Here is a 23,981-nt window from a genome sequence, read left to right as displayed (position 1 = left end):
GTCAGTCCTCGGCGATCTGCGCCGCGAGGCGGTGGACAGCGCGCTCGATCTTGGCGAGCTGCTCGGCCTCGTCGGGCGTGCCCTCGACGACGCAGACCAGGGCGCGGTCGAGGGCGAGCTTCCTGGCGGCCTCGACCGGATCGTCGGACTGCCAGTACAGCGCGTTGCCGGAGCCCGCGAACACCTGCATGCGGCCCCCGGTGGGCGTCCACCTCCAGACGTAGCCGCCGTCTTTGGGGTCGAGGAACGACGTACCCTGCTCGTGCTTGACGGTGCCGTCGTCGAGGAGCTCGGCGACGTTCTCGCGGATGGTCCCGCCTTCGGAGACGTGAATGTAGTAGCCGTACATGATCTGGCTCCCGGTGTGTGGGGTGGGCGGAGCGGGGTCGCCGGTGGATCCGGCGAGTCCCGCTCCTGGTACCTGTCGCCGTCGGTGAATCCGTCGGCTGAGCTGTGGTCCGGCGTCTGCCGGGTCGACGGTGCGTCCGTCGATGAAGGTAACTTAGCCCACCCGTGGGATAAGCGCAAGCCCCCGGTAACGAAAAAAATGCATCGGCATTGATCCTCGCGCCGACTCAATGCATGGTCGGGCCTCGCGCCGGCCGTCGCCGTCGCCCGCCGGAGCTGCACCGTGGCCGTCCAGCCTGACCCGAACGCAAGATTTCTGGAGATCGCCGAGGACCTGTTCGGCGAATCCTGCGCGCGTCCGACCGCTCGCGTCCTCGGCCTGCGTTCCGAGCGCGCCGTCCAGCGCTGGCTCAACGGGCAGAACCCCGTGCCCGTCGAGGTCCTCGACCGCCTGGCGCGCGCCGCGCAGGACATCGAGACCTGGGATCCCGGTCCGATCCTGGCGCTCCAGGGCGATATCCCCGACGGCGTCTACGCCGAAATCCTCCGTCGCATAGCCGGGCAGATAGACCGCCGCGCCCGCTGACGGCGCCTCGTCATTCGCTCGCAATCCATGCCGCCGGCCCGACGCCAGGCGGCCGCCGGAAGGATTCCGCACCATGTCGTTTACGAAGCAATCCTTGATCGATCTCGACCGCCAATGCCGCGCCGCCGAGGAAGGGAATTTCACGCCGCCGAGCTCCTACATCGCCGCCGGCGTGCCGATCGTCGAGCTCGACGTCAAGCAGGACCTGCGCTGTTTCTGCGAGCGCTGGGCAGGGCTGCGGGGGCTACAGCGTCACATCCAGATCCTGCTCGAGGACGCGATGCGGTCGCCCGATGTGCAACTCCTCGTCGACATCGAAGCGCGCGTCGCTGAGTCGCTCGAGGAGTACGCGTACACGCCGCTTCACGAGCTGCACGAGCGGCTCGTCGTCTACCTCGCCCTGCTCACCGACGATCCCGCGCGCTGGCTCGCGGCGGCGCAGCAGGCGCTCGCGCAGTGCGCGTCCGCCGCGGTCGGCGCCGAGCTGCGATTCCGCGCCCGAGCATTCGCGCTCGCGCTCGTGCAGCCGCGGTACGACGCCAATGTGGACGCGGTCTACCAGATGACGCACGACTACGTGCGCGGCATGACCCGCATCGGCGCGGAGCGTCAGGCCGCGCTCGAGACCGCGACCGAGCGCTCGCCCGGCGAACTGGCGACGCTCGCTGAGCTCGCGCGTGGGCCGATCGAAGACGACGACGATGGCGGGCTCGAGCTGCCCGACGACGTCGTCGAGGACCGCGCGGAACGGGAGCGCGACGATCCGCCGGGCGTCGTCGTGCTCGAGCGTCTTCCTGCAAGCGGAAATAGCAAATACGGCAACCAGAGCTTCGCGGAGTTCAAGGATTTCGTGGGCGAGCGGATCCCCCTGGTACCGCGCCCGGACGTCGTGACGATCCGCGAAACGCTGGTCGCGGAGGCGCCGCACCTGGCCGCCGTTGTCGACGGGATCCTTCAGACCGTGGCGATGTCCAGCGTCGTCCGGATCCGCCCGACGCTGCTCGTCGGCGAGCCGGGATCCGGCAAGACCTGGCTCGCGAGAAGGATTGCGGAGTTGTGCGGGGTCCCGTCGGTGGTCTACCCGGCCGGCGGCGTCGCCGACGGCACGCTCGGCGGCACCAATCGCCAATGGCACTCCGCCCGGCCGAGTCTGCCCCTGCAGCTGATCCATCTACACGGGATCGCCAACCCCGCGATCGTGGTCGACGAGGTCGAGAAAGCGAGCCAGGAGCGGAGGAACGGGGCGTTGCATGACGTCCTGCTGTCCTTGCTCGAGCCGTCCAGCGCGCGCACGTTCTTGGATCCCTACCTGGAGGTCCCCTGCGACCTGAGCCGCGTCTCCTGGATCCTGACAGCGAACAACCACGAGGGACTGCCGGCGCCCTTGCTCGATCGCCTGCGAGTCGTCTTCGTCCCCGCGCCCGACCGCCGCCATGCGCCGGCGCTCATCCGGTCCGTCCTGCGCGACCTGGCGCGCGAGCGCGAGCTCGATCCGGTCTGGATCCCGCCGTGCGGCCCGGACGACGTGGGGCTCATCGAGCGCGCGTGGGCGGGCGGGAGCCTGCGAAAGTTGCGGAGGGTCGTCGAGGTGTGGCTCGATTGCCAGGATGCGCCGGCGCTCGCGCACTGAACGCGAAAACGGCCCCGGGATGATCCGGGGCCGTTTGTCCAGATTTGTCTCCGATCGGCGAATTCGGAGACAGATCCGGACAGAATTGTCCATGAGTGTCCCCAATTCCGAGGATCGGGGACACTGGTTGCCAAATCAGGCGGCGGCGGCGCGCAGCAGCATGACCTCTACGAGCTCGTCGACCTTCATCTCGAGGTCGGCGCGGGCGATGGCCGGGTCGCAACCGTGCGCGAGGGCGTCGTTCTCGATCGTGTAGTCGACACAGGTCCTGTCGTACTCGTCGAACTCGTGGCCGGTCGGCTTCGCCAGGGGATTGGCGATCTCGACGACGACGCCGCCGCGGGCCTTGTAGAAACGGCCCTGGTCACGGCGCACGGATGCGAACGAGAACGGCCCCTCGCGGCCGCTGCGCTCGCACCGGAGCACCGCCATCCACGGCATGGCGTGCGCGCCGAACGTGCGCTCGAGCGCATTGGCGGCCTCGCCGAGTGCCTTGCGGACCTGCCACTCGGCGCCGGCGATCTGGACCGTCTCGCGCTTGCCGTCCTGCGTCGTCACCTGCGTCTCTGTCATCCCGAGGTGCCGGATCGCGAAGTCCCTCACGGGCCAGCCGTCGTCGACCGGCTGGACGCCGTAGCGCGTCTGCAGGATCTCCGCGACCAGGCTCTTACCGGAGCCGGGGTTGCCGCACAGGGCGATGAAGCGTGGAAGGCCGGCATAGCGGTAGGCGCAGTCCGCGCACTCGATCGCCCGCTTGTCGCCGGTATATTCGACGCCGCAGCGCGTGCAGCGGCCCATGTACGCGCCGGGGGCCCAGCCGCGGCGCTTCGGGCGGGTGTCTCCGAGGGCCCAGCTCATACCGCGTCCTCGTCGTCGTACATGCGCAAGATATCCGCGCCGGGGATCGGCCCCTGGTCGCGGTCGACGAGGCGGCGCAGGTGGTGGACCCGCTGCAGGATCGCCGTCGCGACGGACTGGACGTGCTCGACCAGGCGCACGCGCTCGAGGCCGGCGAGCGCGTTCTCGAGGTAGTCCCCGAGCGCCGGGTCGACGCGGTAGTCCGCCGGCACCCAAACGCGGTGCTCCGGATCCGGCGCGTCGAGTTCGAGGTAGATCGCCTCGGCGTAGACGCAGTCCCGATCGGCGCGCTTGACTTCGGGGTGCAGGAAGTCGTCGGAGACGAGCCCGGCGGCGGCCGCGATCGCGTCGTCGAGGGCGGCCTCGACGCGCGCGACGAGATCGAGCTCGTGTGGAAGCCGCATGTGTCCGGGATCGATCGCTCGCGCCAGCTCGGCGGCGCGCTCGCGCAGGAGGAGCTTGTAGGGCGCGACGGTGTCCCCGACGTAGGCCTCGTGCCCGTCGTGCAAGAGCCCGGCGAGCGCGAGCCGCGGGTCTCCGGTACGGCGGGATACGAGCATGCTCACGGCGAGGGAGTGGAGCCCGACCGAATAGGGCAGGTGCGTCCGCCCGCCGAAGCGGGGGATGCGGGCGAGCGCGTCGGCGACGACCTCGAGGTCGATCTCCTCGACCCGCGGGCGGGCGATGTCGACGAGGGCGCCGCCCGGCGCGGCGACGCGCCCGACGACGAGGTTGGCGCCGGATCCGGCGCGTCCGAGCACGACGGACATGTCAGCGACGCCCGTGCTCGGCGATCGCGCGCCCGCCGTTCCAAGCGGCCGCGCCGAGACAGAGTGCCACCAGGATCCGGTAGGGCTCGGGGGTCAAGACGAGCGCGACACCCCCGAGGACGCCGAAGGCGATGCTCGAGACCAAGGCGATCAGGATGCGGGCGAACAGGCTCATGGTCGTCTCCTGCACGGTGGATCCGTGCTCGAGGACCAGCCAGGCATGTATCCGGGCAAGGAAGAAGCGGCTACGCGAGGCGGGTTTCGCGCTCAGGCCGCTGCGCGGAGATCTAGCGACCGGGAAAGCTCCAGGCGGAGGCGCCGGGTGATCTCCATCGTCCTCGAGACGCCCTTCGGTTTGGGCGCGAGCCGCGCCTGGTCGACGAGGTCCGAGAGGTCGATATCGTCGAAGGCCTGCAACAGTCGCTCGCCGGCGTCGAGCCAGTCGCGGCGGACCGAGAGCACGTCGCAGATCGCCTTCACCAGGCCGGAGGTGATCAGCCCGGGCTCCTCTCCATTGGACGTCTGGGTGATGCACTGGAGGGCCGTGACGAGGACGTCGCGCCCGTGCGTCTTGAGCGCGCACGCGAGCGTGGCGACCGCCATCGTCTGCCCGGGCTTCTGCATCGCAGCGTCGACAGGGTAGCGCAGGATATGCACGCCGGCGCACCGGCAGGCCTCGTCGACGGCGAGCGCCTCAGGGTCCCCCGCGGCGACGGATGCGTGGTGGAGCGCCATCGGCGTCATCTTCGTGACCGCGCCGTTGATCGCGGCGAAGGCGTCGGCCTGCTCGCGGGCGTCGGCGATGACGACTTGGCACGGCACGCTCTCGATCCCGAGCAGCGCGGCCGCGGTCGTGCGGTGCTGGCCGTCGATGATCGCGAACTTGCCGCCGGGCACCGGCGCCACGACGACGGGGGCGAACCTCGACCAGCGGAAGTTCGTCGCGATTTTGCGGACGTTCCGCACGCCTTCGCCGCGGATGGCGCGCTGGTACCCGTCGTCGACTACGAGGTCCGCGATCCGGATCCACTGCAGCATCGGCGCCGGGCCGTGCTCCGTCGGCGGCAGGTCGATGGTCAATCCTTCAGTCGAGATCGTGCGCATGACGCCCTCCTGCACGGTGAATCCGTGCTCGAGGGACAGCCAGGCATGCAATCGAGCAAGGGAGAAGCGGCTATGCCGCCGCGCGCGGTTCGCTCGTCCGGATGCCGGCGCGCGCCAGCGCCTCGCCGACGCTGCGTCGGCGGCCGCCGATGATGGATACGATGGCGTCGGGCGCGTAGCCCTCACGGACGAGCCGGAGCGCGCGCTCGCGGATCGTCGTCCACTCGCCGGTGCGCTCGGGGGCCCAATCGCGGTACCGCCGCCGGGCCCGCGGATCGCCGGCCTTGCGAGCCCGCCTCACGAGCGCGTCGACGTAGTCGCGGCTGATGCCGGCCGCCTCGGCGATCGATCCGCCCTCGATGTCGAGGTCCCACAGGATCAGCACGGTCTCGCGGATGGCGTCGACGTGGCGCTTGGAGCGGTAGCCGCGCGCGGCCCGCTGGTCGCCGGCGGCGCGCGCATACGCCAGCGTCGCCCAGAGCCAAGCGCCCGATCGGCCCACGAGCGCGAGTATCTCGCCGTGCGGCCGGCCTGCGGCCCACGCGTCGAGCGCCATCTCTCGGAGGGTGGTGAGGTCGACCGTCGTCATGGCCCGGACGCTGGCACGCGCTCGTGCAAGCGAGAAGCGTCAGCGCGACCGGGCGTCGTCGAGCGCGATCAGCCCGACCCGCAGGACGAAGCTCGCGAGCACGCCGACGCCGTAGCCGACGGGCATCCCGAAGAAGACGCCGACGGCGGTGAGGACGACCCACAGCGGCTCGGGGAGCGAGGTCGCGACGTGGGTGGCGGCGACGGCGCCGGCCAGGCCGCCGACGATCGTGAACAGGCCGATGATGGCGTGGAAGAGGATCTGCATGGGTGTCTCCCGGCGGTCGGTGTCTCCGATCCGCTCGGGAGTCTGCGCCCAATGCGACTCGCGGTCAAGCTGCGATGGCGGCCGCTCTCCGGCGTCCCTCGGCGCGCCAGCGGCCGCGGGCGTGGAAGACGTGGGTCATGCGCCCGCCGTCGTAGATGACGACGTCCGCGTCCGCCCAGGACGACGGGCCCTTGGCCCAAGCCGGCATCGGGTCGCGGCGCTGCTTCGTGCCGCTCGAGCAGACGCCGTCGATCCGGGTCGGGGTGTGGTCGTGGCCCTTGGCGATCTTCGACGCCGTGCGCAGGTAGCCGCGCGAGGTGCCCTTCGACCCGTTGGGCCCGTTGTGGCCGTGCCAGCCGCACTCGACGCCGTCGACCAGGCAGGATTCGTCCTCACGCAGGAAGCGGACGTCCGCCAGGCCGTCGTCGGACAGGCGCCGCACGGCCGTCTCGAAGAGGCTGATGCTCTCGCCTGCGTCGATGGCGCGCGCCTGGTCGAGGGCAAGCTCGAGCTGCAGGGTCCCGTTGACGGGGTCGGCGCGCCAGTCGGCCTCGCGCACCCAACGCGAGAGGGCGAGGTCGTGGTTGCTCTCGACGACGTGGACCTGTGTGCCCGCCTGGCGGATCGAGGCGAGGAAGGCGGCGACGTGGCGGATCTCCTGCGCGACCGTGCGTCCGCTCTTATGGACCCGCGCGGCGTGCCAGGGGTCCTGCCTGTTGTGATGGTTGCGGGTGAAGAAGTCGAGGACGTCGTGCACGAAGACGGCGGCCGGCCGCAGGACCTGCTGGAGCGCGCCCGGGCCGTACCAGGTCGACGCCGCGCTGACGGGGTCCAGGTGCTCGGCGTGGACGTCTCCGTAGGAGATCGCTCGGACGCGGCACCCGGTCTCGATCTCGCCGCGGTCGACGCGGACGTCGAGATCCTGGAAGGATCCGGTCGCCGCGTCGGCGTGGATGTGGCGTATGAAGACGGCGCCGTCGACGTCCTGCTCGACGATCACGGCCCCGAGCACGTGGTGGAACCTGGCCTTCAAGCCGGCCTTCCTCTGCACGTAGTTCGGCGGCGTACAGGCGCCCGTCGTCCAGGCGGTCACCGGGTCGAGGTGCGGCGCGCGCGGCAGGCTCTCCAGGTGCTGCTTGGGGTGGGAGAAGATCACCGTGCGGCCCTTGCCGTAGGTCTGGAGACCGCTGAGCGGGGACACCGCGGTCGGGAGGATGTTGACCTCGGCGCAGTAGAGCGGCCCGCCGACGTCGAGCCGGCGCGACTGGATCCGGTCCGCCAGGTAGGACGGGTAGGCCCCGAGCTCGACCTTCTCCTCGCCGCGCTGGTCGCCGAAGATCGCGCCGTACCAATCCTTCGCGTACGTGAATCCCCCGACCAGGATCTCCGCCCCGACGAAGGCGGCGTAGGCCTCCAGGTTGACCATGAGCGGCCCGTGGAGCGGCGTCTTGTCCTGGCACGCGGTGAGGATCCAGCGGCGCGCGCCGTCGGCCTGGCGCACCCGGAAGCGCCGGCGCTCGTCCAGGCGCGGGCCGTCCCAGCGGGGCGGGTACTGGACGCCCGGGTCGACGACGCGGACGGCGTATGTGTCTTCCTCGCCCGAGGGCAGGATCCGCACGCGCTTCTCGTGCCGGTCGGGGCCGGCCTCGCGCTCCCAGCCCTCCCACGAGAAGTCCGACCAGTGCGCCTGCTCGCGCGGCGCCGGCGCGGCACGGTAGAGCGACCTGGCGGCCGCCCGCTCCTGCGCCGGCGTCGTGCCGGAGAGCCACCGGCGCAGAGTCCGCGGGCTGATGCCCAGGGCGGCGGCGGCGGCGCGATGGGTCTTGTGCTCGGTGAGGGCGGCCTCGGCACGGTGCTGCAGGTCCTGCGACATTCGGTGCCTCCGTCGATCAGCAGGTGGGTAGGATCTCCGCCAGGGCGTCGCCCTTCAGGATCTGGAAGCCCTCGTCGAGAGGCGCGAGCGCGGCCTCGATCGGCGGGGAGTAGGCGATGTCCGACAGCGTGCCGTCGGCGTCCTTGGCGGCGTGGAACCACAGCTCGGCGTGCGGCCCGCGGCAGGCGAGCCCGCGCGTCGCCAGGACGTCGGCGAGGATCGTGCAGGCGGACCCGCAGGCGCCGTCGACCTCGAGGCGTGCGCCGCGCATGGACATCCACCAGGCCGCGAAGCGATAGCGAAGGACGCTGCCACCCGGGTCCGGGCGGTTGGCGGGGACGACACAGGGATTGCAGAGCAGGTATTCCGCCGTGCGCTCGTCGCCCTGCAGGACGTGCGCGGCGAGGCCCGGGACCAGGCCGGGCTCGCGCCGCATCCAATCCTCGAACTCGGCCTGCGGGACCGCAGCGAAGCGGAGGCTCAGGAAGGCGTCGACGGGCGCCATCGCGCCGGCGGCCGCCGCGGCGACGATCGGCGCCGCCAGGATCGCCATCACGGCGAGGAGGGCGGCGCGCAGCGCGGTCACGCACCCCTCCGCGATAGCAGCTCCATGAGGGCCCGATGGCCCTCTCGGATGGCCGTGTCGATCGCGTCCATGCGCCGGGCCAGGCGCTCCTCGACCTCGCGGAGCTTATCGTGCGGTACGTAGCTGCGAGCGACTTCGATGCGGAAGTCCGCGGCCTCCTTCTCGATCCGCGCCGCGCGGTCCTCGAGTGCGCTGACGCGACGCTCGTTGCTGTCGGCCTTGGTGCGCATGACGAACCATCCGCCGACCAGGCCGGCTACGGCCGCGAGGAGCGCGAGGAGCCCGGAGGCGCTCTTGAGGAGATCGAGCATCGTGGTCACGTCAGGGGCTCCAGCTGCACGCTGCGGCGCCGTAGTCGTTGTGGGCGAGGGCGAGGTCGAGCTCGTCGTCCGTCAGGCGGTCGATCGTCTCCGGCTCGAGGCGGATGGGTGAGGCGACGTCGCAGAAGTCGCCGACGGTGCGGGCGCAGCCGACGACGACGAGGACGGCGAGGAGTGCGAGCACGCGGATCATCGGCGGCTCCAGCGCTTGAGCCGCTCGACCTTCTCGTCGCGCGGGAGTCGGGCGACACGGTCCTCGACGCGGCGGATCTCGCGCACGGCGTCGAGGGCGATCTGGTCGCGCCGCACGCGCTCCTGCAGACGGCCGCGACTGACGCCCTGAAGGAAGGCGAGGCCGACGGCCGCGGCCGCGAGGGCGAGCGCGCCGACGGCGCGTCCGAGGCGGGATCCCGCGATCCAGGTCCAGGCGGCGGCGAGCATGCTCACGTCCTCCACCCGAGGCGCTTGGCGAGCGCGTAGGCGGCCTCCGTGCCGGCGGCGATCGCGGTGCCGACTGCGACCTCGAGGGCGGCCACCAGCTCGGGATCGCCGGCGAGGACGTGCGACTCGGACTCGGTCAGCAGCCCCTTCATGACGAGCATGCCGGCGAGGTAGCGCAGGCCGATTCGGATCCAGACGGCCATGTCAGGCCCTCCGGGAGAAGATGCGAGCGATGGCGCCGAGGAGAGCGGCGAGCCAGCCTCCGGACGCGGGCGCGGAGGGCTTCGCCGTCGCCGTCAGGCGCGCAGCCTCGGCGTGCGAGATCAGGTAGTCGGACTCCGAGAGCATCGCCGGCCGGCTCGTCTCGGTCGCGACGACGCCGCCGATCGGCAGTTCGCGCTCGGCGACATATTCGGGCTCGGGGGCGGGCCGGCGCGGCGGGACCTCGACGCGCGGCGCGTAGCCGGCGGCTTCGAGCGCCGCGAGGAATGCCATGTGGTCGGCGTAGACCTCGGCGTCGCTGCCGTCGGGCCCGTTGACGATGCGCCGGGCGCGCATGACGCCGCGCTTGCGCTTCACCGGATCCGGCTCGTCCCACGCGACGTCGGCGAGCGAGCGTCCGGTGAAGTGGCCCTCGACCATGCCGACGATGGCGATCTCGGCGGAGATGCGGGGCTCGAGCGCGAGCGACGGATCGCCCACAAGGTCGCGCCCGAGACGGTTTCCGAGGATCGAGTAGTTGCGCTCGTGCGTGATCTGGATGAGGCCGCGGCCGAACCAGCCCTCGCGCCAGTAGATCTCCTCGACCCACGGCAGCTGCCCCTTCGCGAAGGCGCGGTCGAGGCGCTGGATGACGGTGCGGTCTGAAGGATTGCGGTCACGGTGGGAGGCCATGACCGTTTCCTTGATCGGGACCATCAAGGATCCGGTCTCGCGCTTCACCTGCGCGAGGCTGTTCGCGATCCACTCTGCGCGGGCGGACGGGTAGAGGTCGCCCCACGTGTCGAGCATCGTCTCCATGCCGGCGACCTGCGCGGTCGTCAGGCGGCCGCCGAAGACGCTCTTGCGGATCGTGTCGAAGAAGATCTGGCGGTCCATGGCATGCCTCCGTCCGCCTCCACGCGTGGCCGGTCGGCATGCATCGGACAATGCCCCGGCCACGCGTGAATCCTTGCTCGCGGACGGGCAAGGAAGAAATCGCAGCTATTTCCAATCCGCCGCGAAAGGAGTCGTACGGGGCTACGCTCCTTTGTTTTCAAGGACCGTAGGGGTGTTGCCGGTCTAGGTGTTGACAATGGCTACGGCGTGCGCGGCGAAAACGTTCGCGGACCCCGTTGCCCCGTGCGTGCGCCGCGGCTACATTCGAATCCGTCGGGCCTGGGAACCCGACGTGTGCGTCTACGGGCAGTCGGGGAAACAGGGATATGCTACCAACCAGAGGTGTCAGGCCGAGGTACTTCACCCTCGCGTCGCCGCACGTGCGTCGCTCCACCGGGCCGACCCACCTGTGGTCGTCCGTCAAGGGCGGGCCGATGCTGCAGCTCGAGAAGACGAAGCTGCCGCTGCATCCGAACCTCATCTACAGCGACGGCCTCACCGGCCAGTTCTGGCACGAGACCGACAGGGCCCGCCTCGCGTTCGAGGAGCTCGCGACGCGGGAGGACCTGCTGGACTGGCGCGTCCCCACCGACGAATCCTTCAATCTCGTGCTCACGCATGGGCCCGCGTTGACGAAGAAGGGCTGGCTCTGGTTCGCGCAGCAGCGCGGGCGCGAGCCGAGCCGCTGCTACGGAAAGATGATCGCGTTCGTGCGGCAGCTGACGCGTCCGACGGGCATGACCTGGCAAGACTGGGCTTGGATGTACCAGGGGACCGAGGCCCGCGAGAACATCGCCATGACCGGCGCCGGGACCGGAGCGGTCGGCATCGACATCGACATTCACCCGAGCGACGCGCCCGGCATGGATCCGATCGCGGTCGCGGCGATGGCGCGTCGCGTCGAGGAAATCGTCGTCGAGACCCTCGGGCCGACCCCCTTCCGACGCACCGGCAACGCGCCGAAGATTCTGCTCGTCTATCGGTGCCTCGAGGCCTTCGACACCACCGCGATCGGGTTCGCTACGGCCGAGAAGCACGCGGTCGAGTTCCTCGCGGGCAACCGACCCTTCACGGCCTACGGCATCCATCACAAGACGGGCCTGCCGTACGCATGGGATGGCCTCCATCCGGCGATCGCCGGCCCCGAGCACGCGCCGCTCGTGACGGCCGCGCAGATCGCCGAGCTGCGCGAGCGGATCGCGCGCGAGTTCAAGGTCGTCCGCGGCACGGGGTCCCGCGGCGTCGAGATCGTCGACTTCATCCCGGAGGGCGAGCTCCGGATCCCGGAGGGCAGGGAAGAGGACTTCCCCCGCAACGCCGACGGTCTCGTCGAGCACAACCGCCACGCTTTCGTCCGCGACCACGTTTGGGCGGCGATCATCGCGAACGTGCAGCATCTCGGCACGGACGAAGGCGTGCGCGGCCTCATCGAGGCACTGTACCAGCACCTGCTCGCGCGCATGGTCACCGGCGACCGGGACTACAGCCAGCGCGGGCTCCACGCCAAAATCTCGTCGGACGTCTGGTCGAACGCGCACAAGGCGCGGCGCGGCGAGCTGCAGTACGCCGACGGCTCGCAGGTGCAGCCGTACCGCATGGTCCGCTCCGCCGACGGCCAGCGGTACCTGCGCCCGCACAAGGCCGCGATCCCCTATCCGAAGAGGGGCAGGGATCTGTCCTGGCTCCCCGAGCCCAAGGCGCAGGTCTTCGACAAGGACGCGAAGACCGGGCTCACGTCCGTGCTCGCCGTCCACGACGTCGACCGCGAGCGCAAGCGCCAGGAGCGCGCGATCCCCGACTCGCCGGCCGTTGCCAGCACCGAGCTCGGCTGGGACATGCTCTTCGGCTGGCACGCGATCGAGCAGCGCCTCGACGAGCTCGACGGCAAGCCGCTGCCCGAGCGCATCCCCCTGTGGCTCCAGACCTACGGCGTCGGATCCGGCAAGACGACGGACACGCTGCGCGGCATCACCGCTTGGCTGTCCGGGCGCCGCCGGCGCCTGTTCGACGTGGACCCCGGGCCGGTCGTCTTCGCGTCCCCTGCCTGGACGAACCTCGGCGAGGCTGCGCAGATCCTCGAGCGCCTCGGCTTCCGGGAGGTCCTGCGCGGCGGCGAGGCCCGGATCCTCGAGGACGCCGACGGCGTGCGCGTGGCGGCCTACGGCGGCAAGGAACGGAGCGGCTGCGAGTTCCCGCAGAAGATCCGCGCCCTGCGCGCGTGCGGACTGTCCTCGGCCGCCGTCTGCAAGGCGGACGTCGAGGTCACAGAGCGGCACGAGCAGCCCGACGGCACCGTCGTCGAGGAGACCCGTCGCGAGCCCGCCTACTGCGAGGCCTACGCGCGCTGCCCGTACCAGAAGATCCGCCAGGAGCTGGCCACGGTCGACATGGTGCTCGTGCCGCATGCGCTCGTCGCGATGACGATCCCGAAGGAAATCGCGCAGGCACGCGTCTTGATCGTCGACGAATCCATCACCAAGACCCTGGTCCATCAGGCCCGCCTCGGCCTCGACGTGCTCCTGAAGGAACGCGCCAAGCCCCTCGTGACGAAGAAGGACAAGGAGGAGGGGACGACGGCGGAGGACCTGCTGGACGAGCGCCGCGACGTCAACCGCGTCTACCGGATCGCGCTGCTCCACGGCGCCGACCTCGCGGACGCGATGGTCCGGGTCGAGGCTCGCAAGCTCGTGCGCAAGGCCCGCGCCGAGGGCCGCGTCGAGACGCTCGAGAGCGTGCGCGAGGCCGCGACGCAGGCCGCCCTCGAGCTCGTCAAGAGCGCCGCGCGCGTGTGCGGCGGCATGGGGTCCAGGGTCCGCGACATCACCCCTGACACGGAGATGTGGCGGCTCGAGGAGCTCGCGGACGCGCCGAAGGGGGACCGCCTCCATGAGGAGCGCCGCCTGCATCTAATCGTGCAGGAGCGGCTCGAGGCGCTGGTCGAGGACGCCAAGCCGGGGGCGATCCTCGAGGGGAAGGTCACGGCCACGCCCGAGCGGCGCATCCAGCTCCTGCGCAGGCGGATCGGCGAGACGAAGAAGGGCAAGCCGATCTGGGACCGCACGATCCGCATCGCCTGGATGTCGAAGCCGAACTGGTCCGCGTCGCCGACGATCCTGCTCGACGCCTCGGCGCGGCAGGAAATCCTCGGGCTGCTCTACCCCCAGCACGAGATCATCGTGCAGGGCCGGGAGATGCCGAGCCGGATCCGGCGCGTCGCGGTGATGGATCACAGCTTCGCGGCGAGTCGCTTCATCCCGCGCCCGGAGGACCCGCCGGAGATGCGTGCCGGCGCGGCGCACCTCGTCGCGCAGGTCCGCAACGCGATCATCGGGATCTGCGGCCAGCACGGCTACGGGCGCGTCCTGGTGGTCGCGACGCGCGCCGTGCGCAGGCTGCTCACGCACCGCTGGCCGGCGCCGGAGAACGCCAGCTTCGCGCACTACGGCGCGTTGCGTGGACTGGATTTCGCCAAGAATTACGTCGCGTGCATCGCGATCGGACGCTCCGAGATGCCGATCGACGTCGTCGACGCCACCGTCGCAGCGCTCCAGCATCAGCTCCCGGCGGACCGGCGCGAGCCGATCTTCGACATCGACGGCACCGGCGAGATCGAGGTCGAGCGGCCCGACGGCAAGAAGGTCATCAAGCCCCTGCTGCGGCCGCGCCGCGGGCGGATCGTCGAGCTGCGCACCGGGCACGATCTCGAGATCGAGGTCGGCACGATGCCCGGCAGCCTCGCAGAGGCCATCGACCTGTCCTGGCGCGAGGAGGAGCTCGTGCAGACGGAAGGCCGCCTGCGCGCCGTGCACCGGCACGGACCGCCGCCGGTGCTCTACCTTTTCACCAACGTCATCCCGTCGAACTTCATCATCGACGAGGTCCACACGCTCGACGGGATCCTGTCGGTCTGCGATCCGTGGATCATGGCGCACGGCGCCTACGGCGTCGTCTGCGACCGGATCTGGCAGAAGGTCTACGGCGTCGAGGCCGGCGAGATGGGCAACAAGGCAGGGTGGAACCGCGCTCTCAAGGGCCGCGGGAACTGGGGCATGACGCTCGTGCGGGCGGACGCCGGCCCGGGCACCAAATCGTGGCACGCGATGGTGCAGTCGTCGTGCGAGGACCCGGTCGAGCGCTACCGCGGGGCCGCCGAGGCGCACGGGATCCAGGTCGAGAACGTCGAGCTCGTGCAGCGCGGCGCGGCACTGGTCCCGGCGCCGGCGCGCACGCCCGACGAGCTCGACACCCTGCGCACGCCGTTCCTCGAGTGCCTCTACGAGTGGAGCAAGCGCAACGCGGAGACCAAGCGCGAGGGCGCGTACGATCGCGAGGTCGCCGTCGCCCGCCAGGACGTCCGGCTCGCGATGTGCGACTGGCGCGGCGAGGCGGATCTAGCGGCGGCGCACGACGACGCCGACGTCGAGGCCGACGGCGCGGGCGAGCTGCAGGGCGCGCAGCAGGCTGACGCCGTCGAAGTCGCCGCTCCTCAGACGGCTGAGCATCTTCCCGCGGAAGCCGGGCAGGTAGCGTCGGATCTGGGGAGCGCGGATGTCGCGCCGGACGATCTCGTCGCGGACGGCGGCGAGGATGGTGTCGCGGTCTCCGACGGCCTCGGCCTCGCCCTCGTTTGCATCGGCGCAGACGATCTCGGACAGCCCGTAATGATCGACCTCCTCGACGACGTGCTCGAGGACCTCGTCCCTCAGGCGCCGCGCGTCGTCGATCGCAAAGAACTCGTAGGACATCCAGCCCCTCCGTGATCCGTGAGGGAAGGATTTCTTGCAATCGGGCAAGGGACAAATCCCTTGTCCGATGCACGGCGCCATGCCGCAGTCCTTGCATGCGCATCACCGTCGAGATCGACACTTCCGGATTCGACCAGGCCGCGGACGGGCTCCTCCGCGGGCCCGTCGCCGCGGCCCTCGCCGACGGCGTGAACGCGGCCGCCGAGCGCGTGCGCGAGCACGTCCGCGAGGGCATGCGCGAATCCTTCGACCGGCCGAGCCCTTGGACCCTCGGCGGCGTCGGCATGTTCAAGGCCCGGCCCTCGCCGGTGCGCGCGCCGGACGCCGTGGTGTTCCTGCGCTCGGGCGTCGAGTGGTACCTGCAGAAGCAGATCGAGGGCGGAAGCGTCGAGGCGGGCGATCGCGGCGCGATGAGCTTCGGCGTGCTCGTGCCCGGGCCCGACGCGATCCTCGACAGCTTCGGCAACCTGCCGCGGGACCTCACCGCCCGCCCCGATACGACCTGGATCGACTTCGACGGGCAGGGCGGCCTCGGGCCCGCGCTCGTGCGGCGCCTGCCGGGCGGGCTCGAGCTCCTCGCATACGCCGTCGACCGGGCCGAATACGAGCCGCGCTTCGACTTCTACGGGCTCGTCGCCGAGGTCGCGGGGGACTACCTGGTCGAGGAGGTCCAGGCCGCGCTGGCGGCGGCGACGCGCGCGTGACCCGTCAGCCGCCGTAGGATACCGACTGCATACGCCCGACGAACCGGCCGGCACCGTAGGGCCCGCCGACGCGGATCCTCAGGGCCATGTGCGCGAAGCGCAGGTTATCGTCCTGCGGACCCTCGACGAAGCCGAGGCTTTGCGTCGTCACCGTTCCGAAGCTGCGCACGTCGGCGAGATATCGGTCGCCCGCCGCGGCGAGGTAAACGTAGTTCGTGTCGACCGTGTACCTCAGCCCGAACGAGTACTCGAACACGAACGACGACGCCGTCGGCGGGTTCGAGACCCCGGACGGCGGGATAATCGTGACCTTCTTCGACAGGACGTCGCGGCGGGAGATGACGGTGGCGTCGCCCGCCGTCAGCGGCTCCCAAACTCCGGTCGTCCGGTTCAGGATCTCCTGATGGAAGTTGGCGATTTCGCCCCGCGTAGTGTCGTCCAGGAACTGCTCGCGGGCCGTCGCCACATTCTCGCCGAAGACGACGCCGAGCTCGACGTCGAGGTCGTAAATCGGATCCCGACCGTCGAACGTCGGCTCGTCGGGGGACGCGATCGCGGACGACGGCATGACCAGGGTGACGGTCGAGTGCCCGTCCGCGATCAGGCACATGTGCGACGGCACGATCTCGACGTTGCGGGCGTCCCCGTCGGCGAGCAGGATCGAGGGCACGGCCTGGACCGCGCCGAGCAGCGCCATGCGACCCTGCGTGCGGTACGAGTAATCGTTCGGCGCGTCCCGGCGTGCAGGTCCTCCTGCGCCGCGGGCGGGGGCGGCGCGCACGGGCGGGGGCGGCACCACGACGGGCGCAGCCGGCGTCTCGGCGACCGCGGGCTGCGCGGCCGTGGAGGCCTCGGGCGCCAGGTAGCCGGGCGGCCGCGGCGGCGGCAGCGCGGCGCGGATGCCCTCGTCGAGACCCTCGATGATGTCGCTCATGTCACAGCCCCGTGTCGAATTGGCGCGGCCCTTGGTAGGGGTCGACGAGGAGGGGGACGACGTGGCGCAGGTCAGGCACGCCGGCGACCTGCGTCAACGCGATCTCTACCGTCGTGCGCGCCTCCCGCAGGAGGACGTCGGGATCGGTCGCGTCCGGATCCGTACGGCCGGCGTCGGGGTCGTAGTCCCGCGCCTGGACATAGGCGAGCTGCACGTCGGCCAGGTTCGAGAACGTCGTGACGCTCCGCGGCGAACCGGTCGGCGGCAGGGAGATCGGCGGCGAGCCGGCCTCGCGCGCCCAGCGGATGTAGTCCCACGCCTGCGCGTTCTCGGTGAGCCATTGCTCGGCGCCGGCGACGTCGACGGCCGTCCCCGAGCCGATGGCGGCGCGCAGGGTGATCTCGAGATACTCGTCGTCCTGGCTCGAGTGCAGCTCGTAGGCGTACACCTTCGCCGTGACCTCGCCGCCGGGCAACAGGTCCGTCGGCGTCACCAGGCGCACGCTCGAACCGGTCGTGAGGCCGAGGTAGGCGTCGAGGACCGGGCAGCGGAAGACGATCTCGACGCAGCGGATGCTGTCGGCGATCAGGGCGCGCGCCTTGAAGAGGGCGGCATTGATCGTCGCCACGCCGCGAGCCGTGCGGAAGTAGGTCGTCGCCGCCGGCGATCCGAGGGGAGAGCCGTTCGAGGCGACCTCGCTCCAGCGGCCGGCCGCCAGGTCGGCGCCGAAGACGTCGCCCGCGGCGTGGTCGGAGGCGGCCTCGTAGGCGCGCCAGCCAACCGTCACCAGGTCGCCCGTCGCGTAGACCGTGCCGGCCTCCCAGGGCGCGCCCGTGGCGCTCCGCTGCAGGTCCTGGCACCGGAGGCGCAGGACCGCGTTGTTGCCCGCCTGGCGGCCCTGGTGGCCGGACGGCAGGTATCCGGACGCGACCTCGACGCGCTTCTGCTCGAGGTACCAGGAGAAGGCCAGCGTCGGCTGCCAGAGCGTCGCCTCGAGCGAAAGCTCGACGCCGAGCGGCGTCGTCAGGTCGGGGTCGCGGACGTAGTTGTAGACCGCGCCCGGCGCGGTGACGGGCCCGTACGAGCGCGAGAGCGCGACGCCGGTCGGGCCGACGTCGCCGGTCCACTCGACCAGGCTCGCCTCGACGACCGTGTAGCCGCTGTCGCCGTTAAAGCTGTCGCCCGCCTTCCACCACGTGTTCGCGAAGGCCTCGCCCGAGAGCGTCGGGATCAGCCCGTCTGTCGCGGGGAAGGCGTCGCGGATCGCGTCGGTGAGGTCGAGCTTGCCGGCACGCCGCTCGACCCACTCGGCCGTGAGCTCGAGGAAGACGCCCGAGAGCGGATCCCCGACCTGCGCCTTGGACGGCCCGGGCGAGAAGCACGTGTCGATCGTGACGACCGGCAGGCCGACGCCGAAGAGATCCACGCGCGAGAAGGCGTGCGTGGCGCGGTGGCAATGGATCGCCGAGAAGGCTCCGTCGAGCACCTCGACCTTGTCGCCGCGGGCCTCGGGAGCGACCAGGACGCCGTCGTAGAGCGGCAGGTCCTGCAGGGCCGACAGGATCGCGGCCTCGCCCGCGGCGTAGTCGTAGGGCGAGCAGTTGACCTCGAGCGTGGTCGCGTCGTCGTCGCCGTCGCCCAGAGGCAGCGGCAGGACGTAGCCCTGGGCGACGAGCACCACCGAGCCGTCGGCGAGCTCGCGCGACAGGAAGCACCAGCGCGCCGCGCCGGGGTCGTAGAGCGTGCCGCCGGAGCGCCCGATGGTGAGCGCCAGGCGGGCGCGCCCGTCGGGCTCGCGCTCGACCAGGGTGACCTTCTCGACCGGCGCGTCGCGGCGGGTGCCGTGGACGGCGGAGTCGTAGGCGGTGCCGGGCGCGACGAAGGCGACGCCCCAATCCCTATGCGCCATCTTCCCAGGCCTCCATCGTCCAGGCGACGACCTGCCCGTACTCGTCCTGCTCGACGTTCCAGCTCTGGACCTTGACCTGGAGGATCGGGCGATAGGCGACGTAGACGGCGCCGGTGGCGTCCGGCAGATCGTTGGAGAGGGCGTCGAGGTAGCGCACGGATCCGGGCACCGCGGGCCGAACGAAGGCGAGCGACGCCGGCTGCACGAGCTCGGCGGCGCAGGAGATCGTGAGCGCGCGCCCGGGCCACACGCCCGCGAGCGCGGGCCCCCATACGTCCTCGCCTAGGATCGTCGTGCGGTAGAGCTGGAGCGCCGGCCGGCCGGTGTCGTGGATCCGCCCGAAGACGTCGTAGTAGCGCCGGCCGTTCGGCACCGGCTCGATGGTCTGGCGGATGCCGGCGCCGGATCCGTGGACGACCCCGATCTCGGAGAAGTCCAGGTACGTGTCCTTGTCGGCGGGGAAGAGCGCGCTCACTTGTAGCCTCCATTCCAGCGCGGGGTCGCGCCCGTCGAGACCGTGCGGCGCTTCGCCTGCGCCATGCGCACGGCCTTCACCGGGCCCGGGCCGTCGGCGTAGAAGCCGCCGAAGGAGCGCCCGTCGATTTCCATGCTGAGCGGCGCGGGCCCGCGCGCGGCGGCCATCGCCGGCTGCGCCTCGGGCGCCGTTGTCAGGGCCGACATGCCGGCCGTCGCCAGGTCAGCCAGGGACGCCAGGACAGCGCTCAGGCTGCTCGCCTGCTGCGGATTGAAGATCCACTCTTGGCCGTGGACGACCGCCAGGCGCGCCTGCCCGGGCCGCCCCGGGACCACGCCGCCGACGTCGAAGCTCTCGAGGGAGGCGACGTCGGGCTGGTCGTCGCCGAAGCCGAAGAAGCTCTTGACGCCGTTCCACGCGTCCGCCGCGCCGTTCTTGACGCCGTCCCAGAGCCGCGAGAAGACCTGCAGGGCCTTCGCCGCGACGCCCTCGAAGAAGTCCCCGAGCCCGCCCCACAGGTCCACCAGCGACTGCCAGGCCGCGCCCGGCAGCGCCGCGATCGCATCCCAGGCGGCGGCGACGATGTCGATGGTCCCGCCGAACAGGTCCCGGAAGAACTCGACGATGACCCCCCAGGTGTCGACGACGAGCTGCCACCCGGCCGCCGCGCCCGCGGCGATGCCGTCCCACAGGCCCGCGGCCACCTCGGCGACGCCGGCGAAGAAGCCCGAGAATAGGTCGACCAGGCCGCCCCAAAGGGCGGAGATCCCGTCCCAGGCGAACTGCGCCGCGGCGACGATCTCGTCCCAGAAGAAGTAGACGCCAGCGGCCACGGCCGCGACCGCCAGGACGATGAGGCCGATCGGGCCCGTCACGAGCGCGAGCAGGGCCGCGCCGACGGCCTTGGCGCCCGCGACGAAGGATGCGAAGGCAGCCGTCGCCGCAATCTTCGTGATGAGGAAGCCGCCGATCGCCTTCACCAGCGCGAGGATCGGCGCGACCAGCGTGACGCGGAGCAAGTTGGCCGTGTTCAGGAGCACGAACGACAGCGCCGCGAGGGCTGGCAACAGGTTGGTGATCTGCAGCGCCAGGATTGCGAAGACGAAGGTCTCCACGTTGGGGAAGCCGAGCAGGTCCGAGACCGTGCGCAGGAAGCCGAGCACGAGCTCGCCCGCCGCGAGCAGGTCGTCGATGCCGGCCGTGATCGCCGTATAGACCCTGTCGACGACCTCGGAGAGCTTCACGAACGCGGCCTCCGCGGCCTCGCCAAAGGTCTCGAACCCGAGCGCGTCGAGCGCCGCGCGGACATCCGTGGACAGCCGCTCGAACGCCGCGGTGACGATCGGGATCACCACATTGAGCCGCGCGAAGAGGTTGTCACCGTCGATCTGCTCGCCCGCGAAGATCGCCCGCAAGGATTCGAGCCCGTCGGCGGCCGTGAAGAGCGCGCCCTCGACGAAGGCGGCGATGCTCTCTTTGTTGTCGTCCAGGATCGCCACGATCGCGACGACGCTGCGCCCGAACTCGCCGAGCGCGCGACCGGCCGTGGCCGCCCACGGGAACGGCGCGAGCTCGGAATTGCCCTCGAGCCCGAGCCGGACGGACAGCAGCGCCTGCTGCAGGGTGTCGAGGACCTGCGAGAGCGTCGGCAGCTCGTCGACCGCCAGGCCGGCGGAGGCGAGCAGGGACAGGCCGAAGGCGCGCGCGACCGCGACGGCCTCGTCGAGGGCCGCGCGCAGCGGCACGAGCCACGGCAGGATTTCGCCCGCGGGACCGCCGCGGGCAACGTTGAGCAGCTCGCGCGTGAGGTCGCGCAGGAGCCGGATCCCGGGCGCGATCAGGCGCACCAGGTCGTTTCCGATCTCGGAGAGCGGCCCGGATCCGAAGGCCCGCCCGAGATCGGCCTGGAACTTGATGAACTCCTGGACGAAGTCGCGGATGAACGCCGTGATCCGCTCGCGATTCGACTCGATGAGCGCGCGGATGCTCTCCGCCGATCCGACGAACACCGGCAGGAGAGCCTCGCCGAACGCCGAGTTGATGCCGCGCACGGCCTCGTTCAGCCGGCGCTGCTGGCGCAAGAGGTCCGAGACCCGGCGCGCCTGGTCCTCGGAGATCCGCGTGCCGGACTGGCGCGCCGCCTGGAGCAGCTCCTCCATGCCGGCGGCGCCGCCTCTGAGGACCGGGAGGATGTCCTTGGCGGTCGACCCGAACAGGTCCTGCGCGGCCTTCGCGCGCAAGGATTCGTTCGACAGGCCCGCGAGCGCGTCGGCGGCCTCGGCGAGGATGTCCTCGGTCGTGCGGAGCGAACCGTTGGCGTCGCGCAGCGCGATGTCGAGCTGCGTGAACGGCGCCGCGAGCTGCGCGGCGCGCGCCGGGTCGGTCTCCTCGACGGCCTCAAGGAAGCGGCGGCGCAGGTTTCCGATCGCCGACGCCGTGCCCTCGGCCGAGCCGCCGGCGATGCGCGCGGCCGCCTGCCAATCCGACAGGCTCTCGACGGACACGCCGAGCGCGTCGGACAGGCGCAGCGTCTCCTCGATCGTCTTGGAGACGGAGAGAGAGTTCTGACGGATGGCGAGATAGGCGCCGCCGACGGAGCCGGTGAGGGCGGCCCCGGCGAGCCCGGCGACGCGCGCCAGGCTGCCGAGGCCGCCGACGACCGCGCTCACGCCGCGCCCGAGGAAGCCAAGGGTGGAGGTGACGGCGCCGAGCGCGCCGCGCATGACCCGGGCGGTGCCGACGGTCGCGGTCCCCGCGGCCCGCACGCTCGCGACCGTCGTCGCACCGACCGCCGCGCCCGCCTGGCCGACCGCGCGCATGGATTCGACGCCGGTCTCGCGCACCTGCGCGAAGGCCGCCTTGAGGTCGTCGACCCCGCGGACCTCCATGCGTGCGGAAAAGGTGGGCGTCTCAGCCACGGCGGAACAATCCTTCGGTCTCGGCCTCGGAGCGTCGGATCCGCTCGATCTCGGCCGGGGTCAGCTCGGGCGCGTCTTGGACCGTCCGACGCGGGCGTGCATCGGGCAATGCCGCGGCCTCGGCGAGACGGGCGCGCAAGCCCTGGAGCGCCTTGACGCCCTTCTCGGACTGCGCGGCCGCGACGGCGGACTGGATGTCGAGCGTCGCCAGCAGGTCCTGCGCGCGGTCGCGCAGGACGCGGCCGTAGGCGTCGAAGAGATCGGCCGGGCACATGTCGTCGACGAGCTCGAGCGGATAGCCGGCGACCAGGCAGGCGTGCCGGCAGTCGGCGATCGCCTCCCAGATCCCCCGATATTCGGGAGCCTCGGTCGCGGTCGTCAGGCCGCGGTCGGCGCGGGCTCGCTCGACGCGCCCTCGGATCCGCTCTCCGACGTCCCCGCCAGGCCGGCGGTCACGTCCTCGAGCGTCGCCTTGATCTGCGCCACCAGGCGGACGAAAGGGCCGTAGGCGGCCGCGAAATTGAGGGCCACGACGACGGAGAGGCAGGCGAACTTCTCGCCGAGATCCATCGCCTCGACCTCGTCGGCCCAGGCCTGCGAGAGCTCCGGATCCGCGAGGCTCGTCGTCTCGCCGTCGGCGGCGATGGCCACGGTCGAGCGCACGATGACGGAGTCGATCGCGGCGATGACGCGGCCCGCGGTCTCGAGCAGGACGCGGCCGGGAGGGGCGCCCGACGCGGCGGCGTAGTCCGTCAGGAGCGCCATGCCGACCTTCGCGTTGTCGGCGACCGAATCCTTGCCGAAGCGGCCCTCCTGGAAGGCGCGCACGAGCGCCTCGACGAAGGTCGCGGAGGCCTCGTCCTCGATGAAGTCGCGCAGGAGCCGGGTGGTCCCCAGCTTGCGCATGGTGACCTCGACCGGCCCGGACTCGGTCTGGATGGTGCAGAATGCGGTGCGGCGCAGCGCCGCCAGAGCCTTGCTCATCGTGTCTCCCCCACGGATTGGAAATCAGATGGGCGGGCCCGGAGGCCCGCCCAATTCACGCTCAGCCGTGCTCGGTCCAGGTGCCGACGCCGTTGGCGGTGCGCTGCGGGCGGCCGGAGAAGGCCGCCGAGGCGAACTCGTCCGACAGGAACTCGATGGCTCCGCTCGGAGCGAGGTCGACCTGGAGCAGATGGAGCGTCGCTTTGAAGCCCTCCGGCGCCGTGCCGCGCACCTTGATCTCCATCGAGACCGAGGGCTTGGTCAGGAGCTGCAGGCGCGGGCGCTTAGCCGTCACGTCGATCGCGGCCGCGTCGAAGGTGATCTCGGCCTCGTCTGCCTCGGTGATACCGCCCGGGAGCCCGATGATCTGGACGCCGCCGTCGGCAGGATCGACCACGACGAAGTGCGTTCCCTCGACCAGGGCCGTAGCTCCGGCGCCGGCGGCGACCGCGACGTTCGAGATGTCGAAGGCGCCCACGTAGTAGATCATGCCGACCTCGAGCTGGCCGGCGGCGATCGCGTACGTGGCCGCGACGGACGCGGCCTGCGTCAGGTAGGCGATCTCGGCGAGCATCTGCGCCGCACGGGTCTCGCGTCGGAATTGCATCGCGGTCATGGTGAACTCGCCGTCCACCGAGCGCACGATCTCCTTGCCGATCGAGCGGACCACGCCGTTCTTGGCCGTGCGCGACAGGCGATCGACCGTGATGTTCAGGCCGGCCGCGTCGCAGTCGCCAAACTGGAACCACTTCTGGTTCCCGGGCGCGATGATCCTGCCGATGACTTCGGCGTTGTTGAGGTTGTAGAGGCCCGAATCCAGGGCCCGGTATGCGGTGGACATG

25 protein-coding genes are annotated in these 23,981 nt (G+C 71.2%); 4 read left to right on the top strand and 21 right to left on the bottom strand.

Annotated features, from left to right (window positions below; all coding sequences use genetic code 11):
• Position 1: 1 nt before the first annotated feature.
• Positions 2 to 349 carry a hypothetical protein gene (locus G407_RS0104535; RefSeq protein ID WP_029029854.1) on the bottom strand — a complete coding sequence of 116 codons (348 nt, stop codon included), beginning with the start codon at positions 347 to 349 and terminating at the stop codon, positions 2 to 4.
• A 282-nt stretch (positions 350 to 631) separates the two neighbouring features.
• On the opposite strand from G407_RS0104535, the gene G407_RS25730 reads away from it, so the two are divergent.
• Positions 632 to 934 carry a hypothetical protein gene (locus G407_RS25730; protein ID WP_043538929.1) on the top strand — a complete coding sequence of 101 codons (303 nt, stop codon included), beginning with the start codon at positions 632 to 634 and terminating at the stop codon, positions 932 to 934.
• A gap of 94 nt (positions 935 to 1,028) precedes the next feature.
• Entirely contained in the window at positions 1,029 to 2,564 is a 1,536-nt protein-coding gene (locus G407_RS30175) for an AAA family ATPase (protein ID WP_052340954.1), read from the top strand.
• A 135-nt stretch (positions 2,565 to 2,699) separates the two neighbouring features.
• Here G407_RS30175 and G407_RS0104520 read toward each other — a convergent pair whose 3' ends face one another.
• The 13 genes from G407_RS0104520 to G407_RS30165 all read right to left on the bottom strand — a co-directional run bounded on the left by G407_RS0104520 (position 2,700) and on the right by G407_RS30165 (position 10,470).
• A complete protein-coding gene (locus G407_RS0104520) occupies positions 2,700 to 3,422 on the bottom strand; it encodes an adenylate kinase family protein (protein WP_029029852.1) in 723 nt (240 codons plus the stop codon).
• Positions 3,419 to 4,192 carry a hypothetical protein gene (locus G407_RS30170; RefSeq protein WP_052340953.1) on the bottom strand — a complete coding sequence of 258 codons (774 nt, stop codon included), beginning with the start codon at positions 4,190 to 4,192 and terminating at the stop codon, positions 3,419 to 3,421. Before G407_RS30170 ends, G407_RS0104520 begins: the two co-directional genes overlap by 4 nt.
• Position 4,193: 1 nt before the next feature.
• A complete protein-coding gene (locus G407_RS31530; RefSeq protein WP_156917467.1) occupies positions 4,194 to 4,367 on the bottom strand; it encodes a hypothetical protein in 174 nt (57 codons plus the stop codon).
• Positions 4,368 to 4,459: 92 nt separating this feature from the next.
• Complete coding sequence (locus G407_RS0104505) at positions 4,460 to 5,296, bottom strand: ParB/RepB/Spo0J family partition protein (RefSeq protein ID WP_084327307.1); 837 nt, start codon at positions 5,294 to 5,296, stop codon at positions 4,460 to 4,462.
• Between the two features lie 70 nt (positions 5,297 to 5,366).
• Positions 5,367 to 5,885: a hypothetical protein gene (locus G407_RS0104500; RefSeq protein WP_029029850.1), complete on the bottom strand. Its 519-nt coding sequence runs from the start codon at positions 5,883 to 5,885 to the stop codon at positions 5,367 to 5,369.
• Positions 5,886 to 5,924: 39 nt separating this feature from the next.
• Positions 5,925 to 6,152: a hypothetical protein gene (locus tag G407_RS0104495; protein WP_029029849.1), complete on the bottom strand. Its 228-nt coding sequence runs from the start codon at positions 6,150 to 6,152 to the stop codon at positions 5,925 to 5,927.
• Between the two features lie 64 nt (positions 6,153 to 6,216).
• Positions 6,217 to 8,025 carry a helix-turn-helix domain-containing protein gene (locus tag G407_RS25720; RefSeq protein WP_052340952.1) on the bottom strand — a complete coding sequence of 603 codons (1,809 nt, stop codon included), beginning with the start codon at positions 8,023 to 8,025 and terminating at the stop codon, positions 6,217 to 6,219.
• A gap of 16 nt (positions 8,026 to 8,041) precedes the next feature.
• Positions 8,042 to 8,611 (bottom strand): hypothetical protein, encoded by a 570-nt coding sequence (locus tag G407_RS0104485; RefSeq protein WP_029029848.1) that lies wholly within the window; start codon positions 8,609 to 8,611, stop codon positions 8,042 to 8,044.
• Positions 8,608 to 8,931, bottom strand: a complete 324-nt coding sequence (locus G407_RS0104480; RefSeq protein ID WP_029029847.1) for a hypothetical protein — start codon at positions 8,929 to 8,931, stop codon at positions 8,608 to 8,610. Before G407_RS0104480 ends, G407_RS0104485 begins: the two co-directional genes overlap by 4 nt.
• A gap of 1 nt (position 8,932) precedes the next feature.
• A complete protein-coding gene (locus tag G407_RS25715) occupies positions 8,933 to 9,124 on the bottom strand; it encodes a hypothetical protein (RefSeq protein WP_043538927.1) in 192 nt (63 codons plus the stop codon).
• Positions 9,121 to 9,378 carry a hypothetical protein gene (locus G407_RS0104470; protein ID WP_169728760.1) on the bottom strand — a complete coding sequence of 86 codons (258 nt, stop codon included), beginning with the start codon at positions 9,376 to 9,378 and terminating at the stop codon, positions 9,121 to 9,123. The genes G407_RS25715 and G407_RS0104470 overlap by 4 nt, the downstream gene beginning before the upstream one ends.
• Positions 9,375 to 9,575 carry a hypothetical protein gene (locus G407_RS0104465; protein ID WP_029029845.1) on the bottom strand — a complete coding sequence of 67 codons (201 nt, stop codon included), beginning with the start codon at positions 9,573 to 9,575 and terminating at the stop codon, positions 9,375 to 9,377. Before G407_RS0104465 ends, G407_RS0104470 begins: the two co-directional genes overlap by 4 nt.
• Position 9,576: 1 nt before the next feature.
• The gene (locus tag G407_RS30165) at positions 9,577 to 10,470 is read right to left on the bottom strand and encodes a glycoside hydrolase family 19 protein (protein ID WP_052340951.1); all 894 of its coding nucleotides are present in this window, start codon (positions 10,468 to 10,470) and stop codon (positions 9,577 to 9,579) included.
• Positions 10,471 to 10,850: 380 nt separating this feature from the next.
• Between G407_RS30165 and G407_RS0104455 the strand changes: the two genes are divergently transcribed.
• Together G407_RS0104455 and G407_RS0104450 are read left to right on the top strand one after the other, a co-directional pair.
• Positions 10,851 to 15,230 carry a hypothetical protein gene (locus G407_RS0104455; RefSeq protein WP_029029844.1) on the top strand — a complete coding sequence of 1,460 codons (4,380 nt, stop codon included), beginning with the start codon at positions 10,851 to 10,853 and terminating at the stop codon, positions 15,228 to 15,230.
• A gap of 80 nt (positions 15,231 to 15,310) precedes the next feature.
• Positions 15,311 to 15,919: a hypothetical protein gene (locus tag G407_RS0104450; RefSeq protein WP_029029843.1), complete on the top strand. Its 609-nt coding sequence runs from the start codon at positions 15,311 to 15,313 to the stop codon at positions 15,917 to 15,919.
• A gap of 4 nt (positions 15,920 to 15,923) precedes the next feature.
• On the opposite strand, the gene G407_RS0104445 is transcribed toward G407_RS0104450, so the two are convergent.
• The 7 genes from G407_RS0104445 to G407_RS0104415 all read right to left on the bottom strand — a co-directional run bounded on the left by G407_RS0104445 (position 15,924) and on the right by G407_RS0104415 (position 23,980).
• Positions 15,924 to 16,853, bottom strand: a complete 930-nt coding sequence (locus G407_RS0104445) for a hypothetical protein (protein ID WP_029029842.1) — start codon at positions 16,851 to 16,853, stop codon at positions 15,924 to 15,926.
• 1 nt (position 16,854) lies between these two features.
• Positions 16,855 to 18,762, bottom strand: a complete 1,908-nt coding sequence (locus G407_RS0104440; protein ID WP_029029841.1) for a hypothetical protein — start codon at positions 18,760 to 18,762, stop codon at positions 16,855 to 16,857.
• Entirely contained in the window at positions 18,752 to 19,237 is a 486-nt protein-coding gene (locus G407_RS0104435) for a hypothetical protein (RefSeq protein ID WP_029029840.1), read from the bottom strand. Before G407_RS0104435 ends, G407_RS0104440 begins: the two co-directional genes overlap by 11 nt.
• A complete protein-coding gene (locus G407_RS0104430; protein WP_156917466.1) occupies positions 19,234 to 22,155 on the bottom strand; it encodes a hypothetical protein in 2,922 nt (973 codons plus the stop codon). Before G407_RS0104430 ends, G407_RS0104435 begins: the two co-directional genes overlap by 4 nt.
• Complete coding sequence (locus G407_RS0104425; RefSeq protein ID WP_029029838.1) at positions 22,148 to 22,429, bottom strand: hypothetical protein; 282 nt, start codon at positions 22,427 to 22,429, stop codon at positions 22,148 to 22,150. The genes G407_RS0104430 and G407_RS0104425 overlap by 8 nt, the downstream gene beginning before the upstream one ends.
• A 104-nt stretch (positions 22,430 to 22,533) precedes the next feature.
• On the bottom strand, positions 22,534 to 23,139 hold the full coding sequence (locus G407_RS0104420) for a hypothetical protein (RefSeq protein WP_029029837.1): 606 nt from the start codon (positions 23,137 to 23,139) through the stop codon (positions 22,534 to 22,536).
• Between the two features lie 61 nt (positions 23,140 to 23,200).
• Positions 23,201 to 23,980 (bottom strand): phage tail tube protein, encoded by a 780-nt coding sequence (locus G407_RS0104415; protein ID WP_029029836.1) that lies wholly within the window; start codon positions 23,978 to 23,980, stop codon positions 23,201 to 23,203.
• Position 23,981 lies beyond the last annotated feature (1 nt).

The organism is Salinarimonas rosea DSM 21201 (genome assembly GCF_000429045.1).
Lineage (GTDB): Bacteria > Pseudomonadota > Alphaproteobacteria > Rhizobiales > Beijerinckiaceae > Salinarimonas > Salinarimonas rosea.
This window is presented reverse-complemented; position numbering and strand designations above follow the sequence as displayed.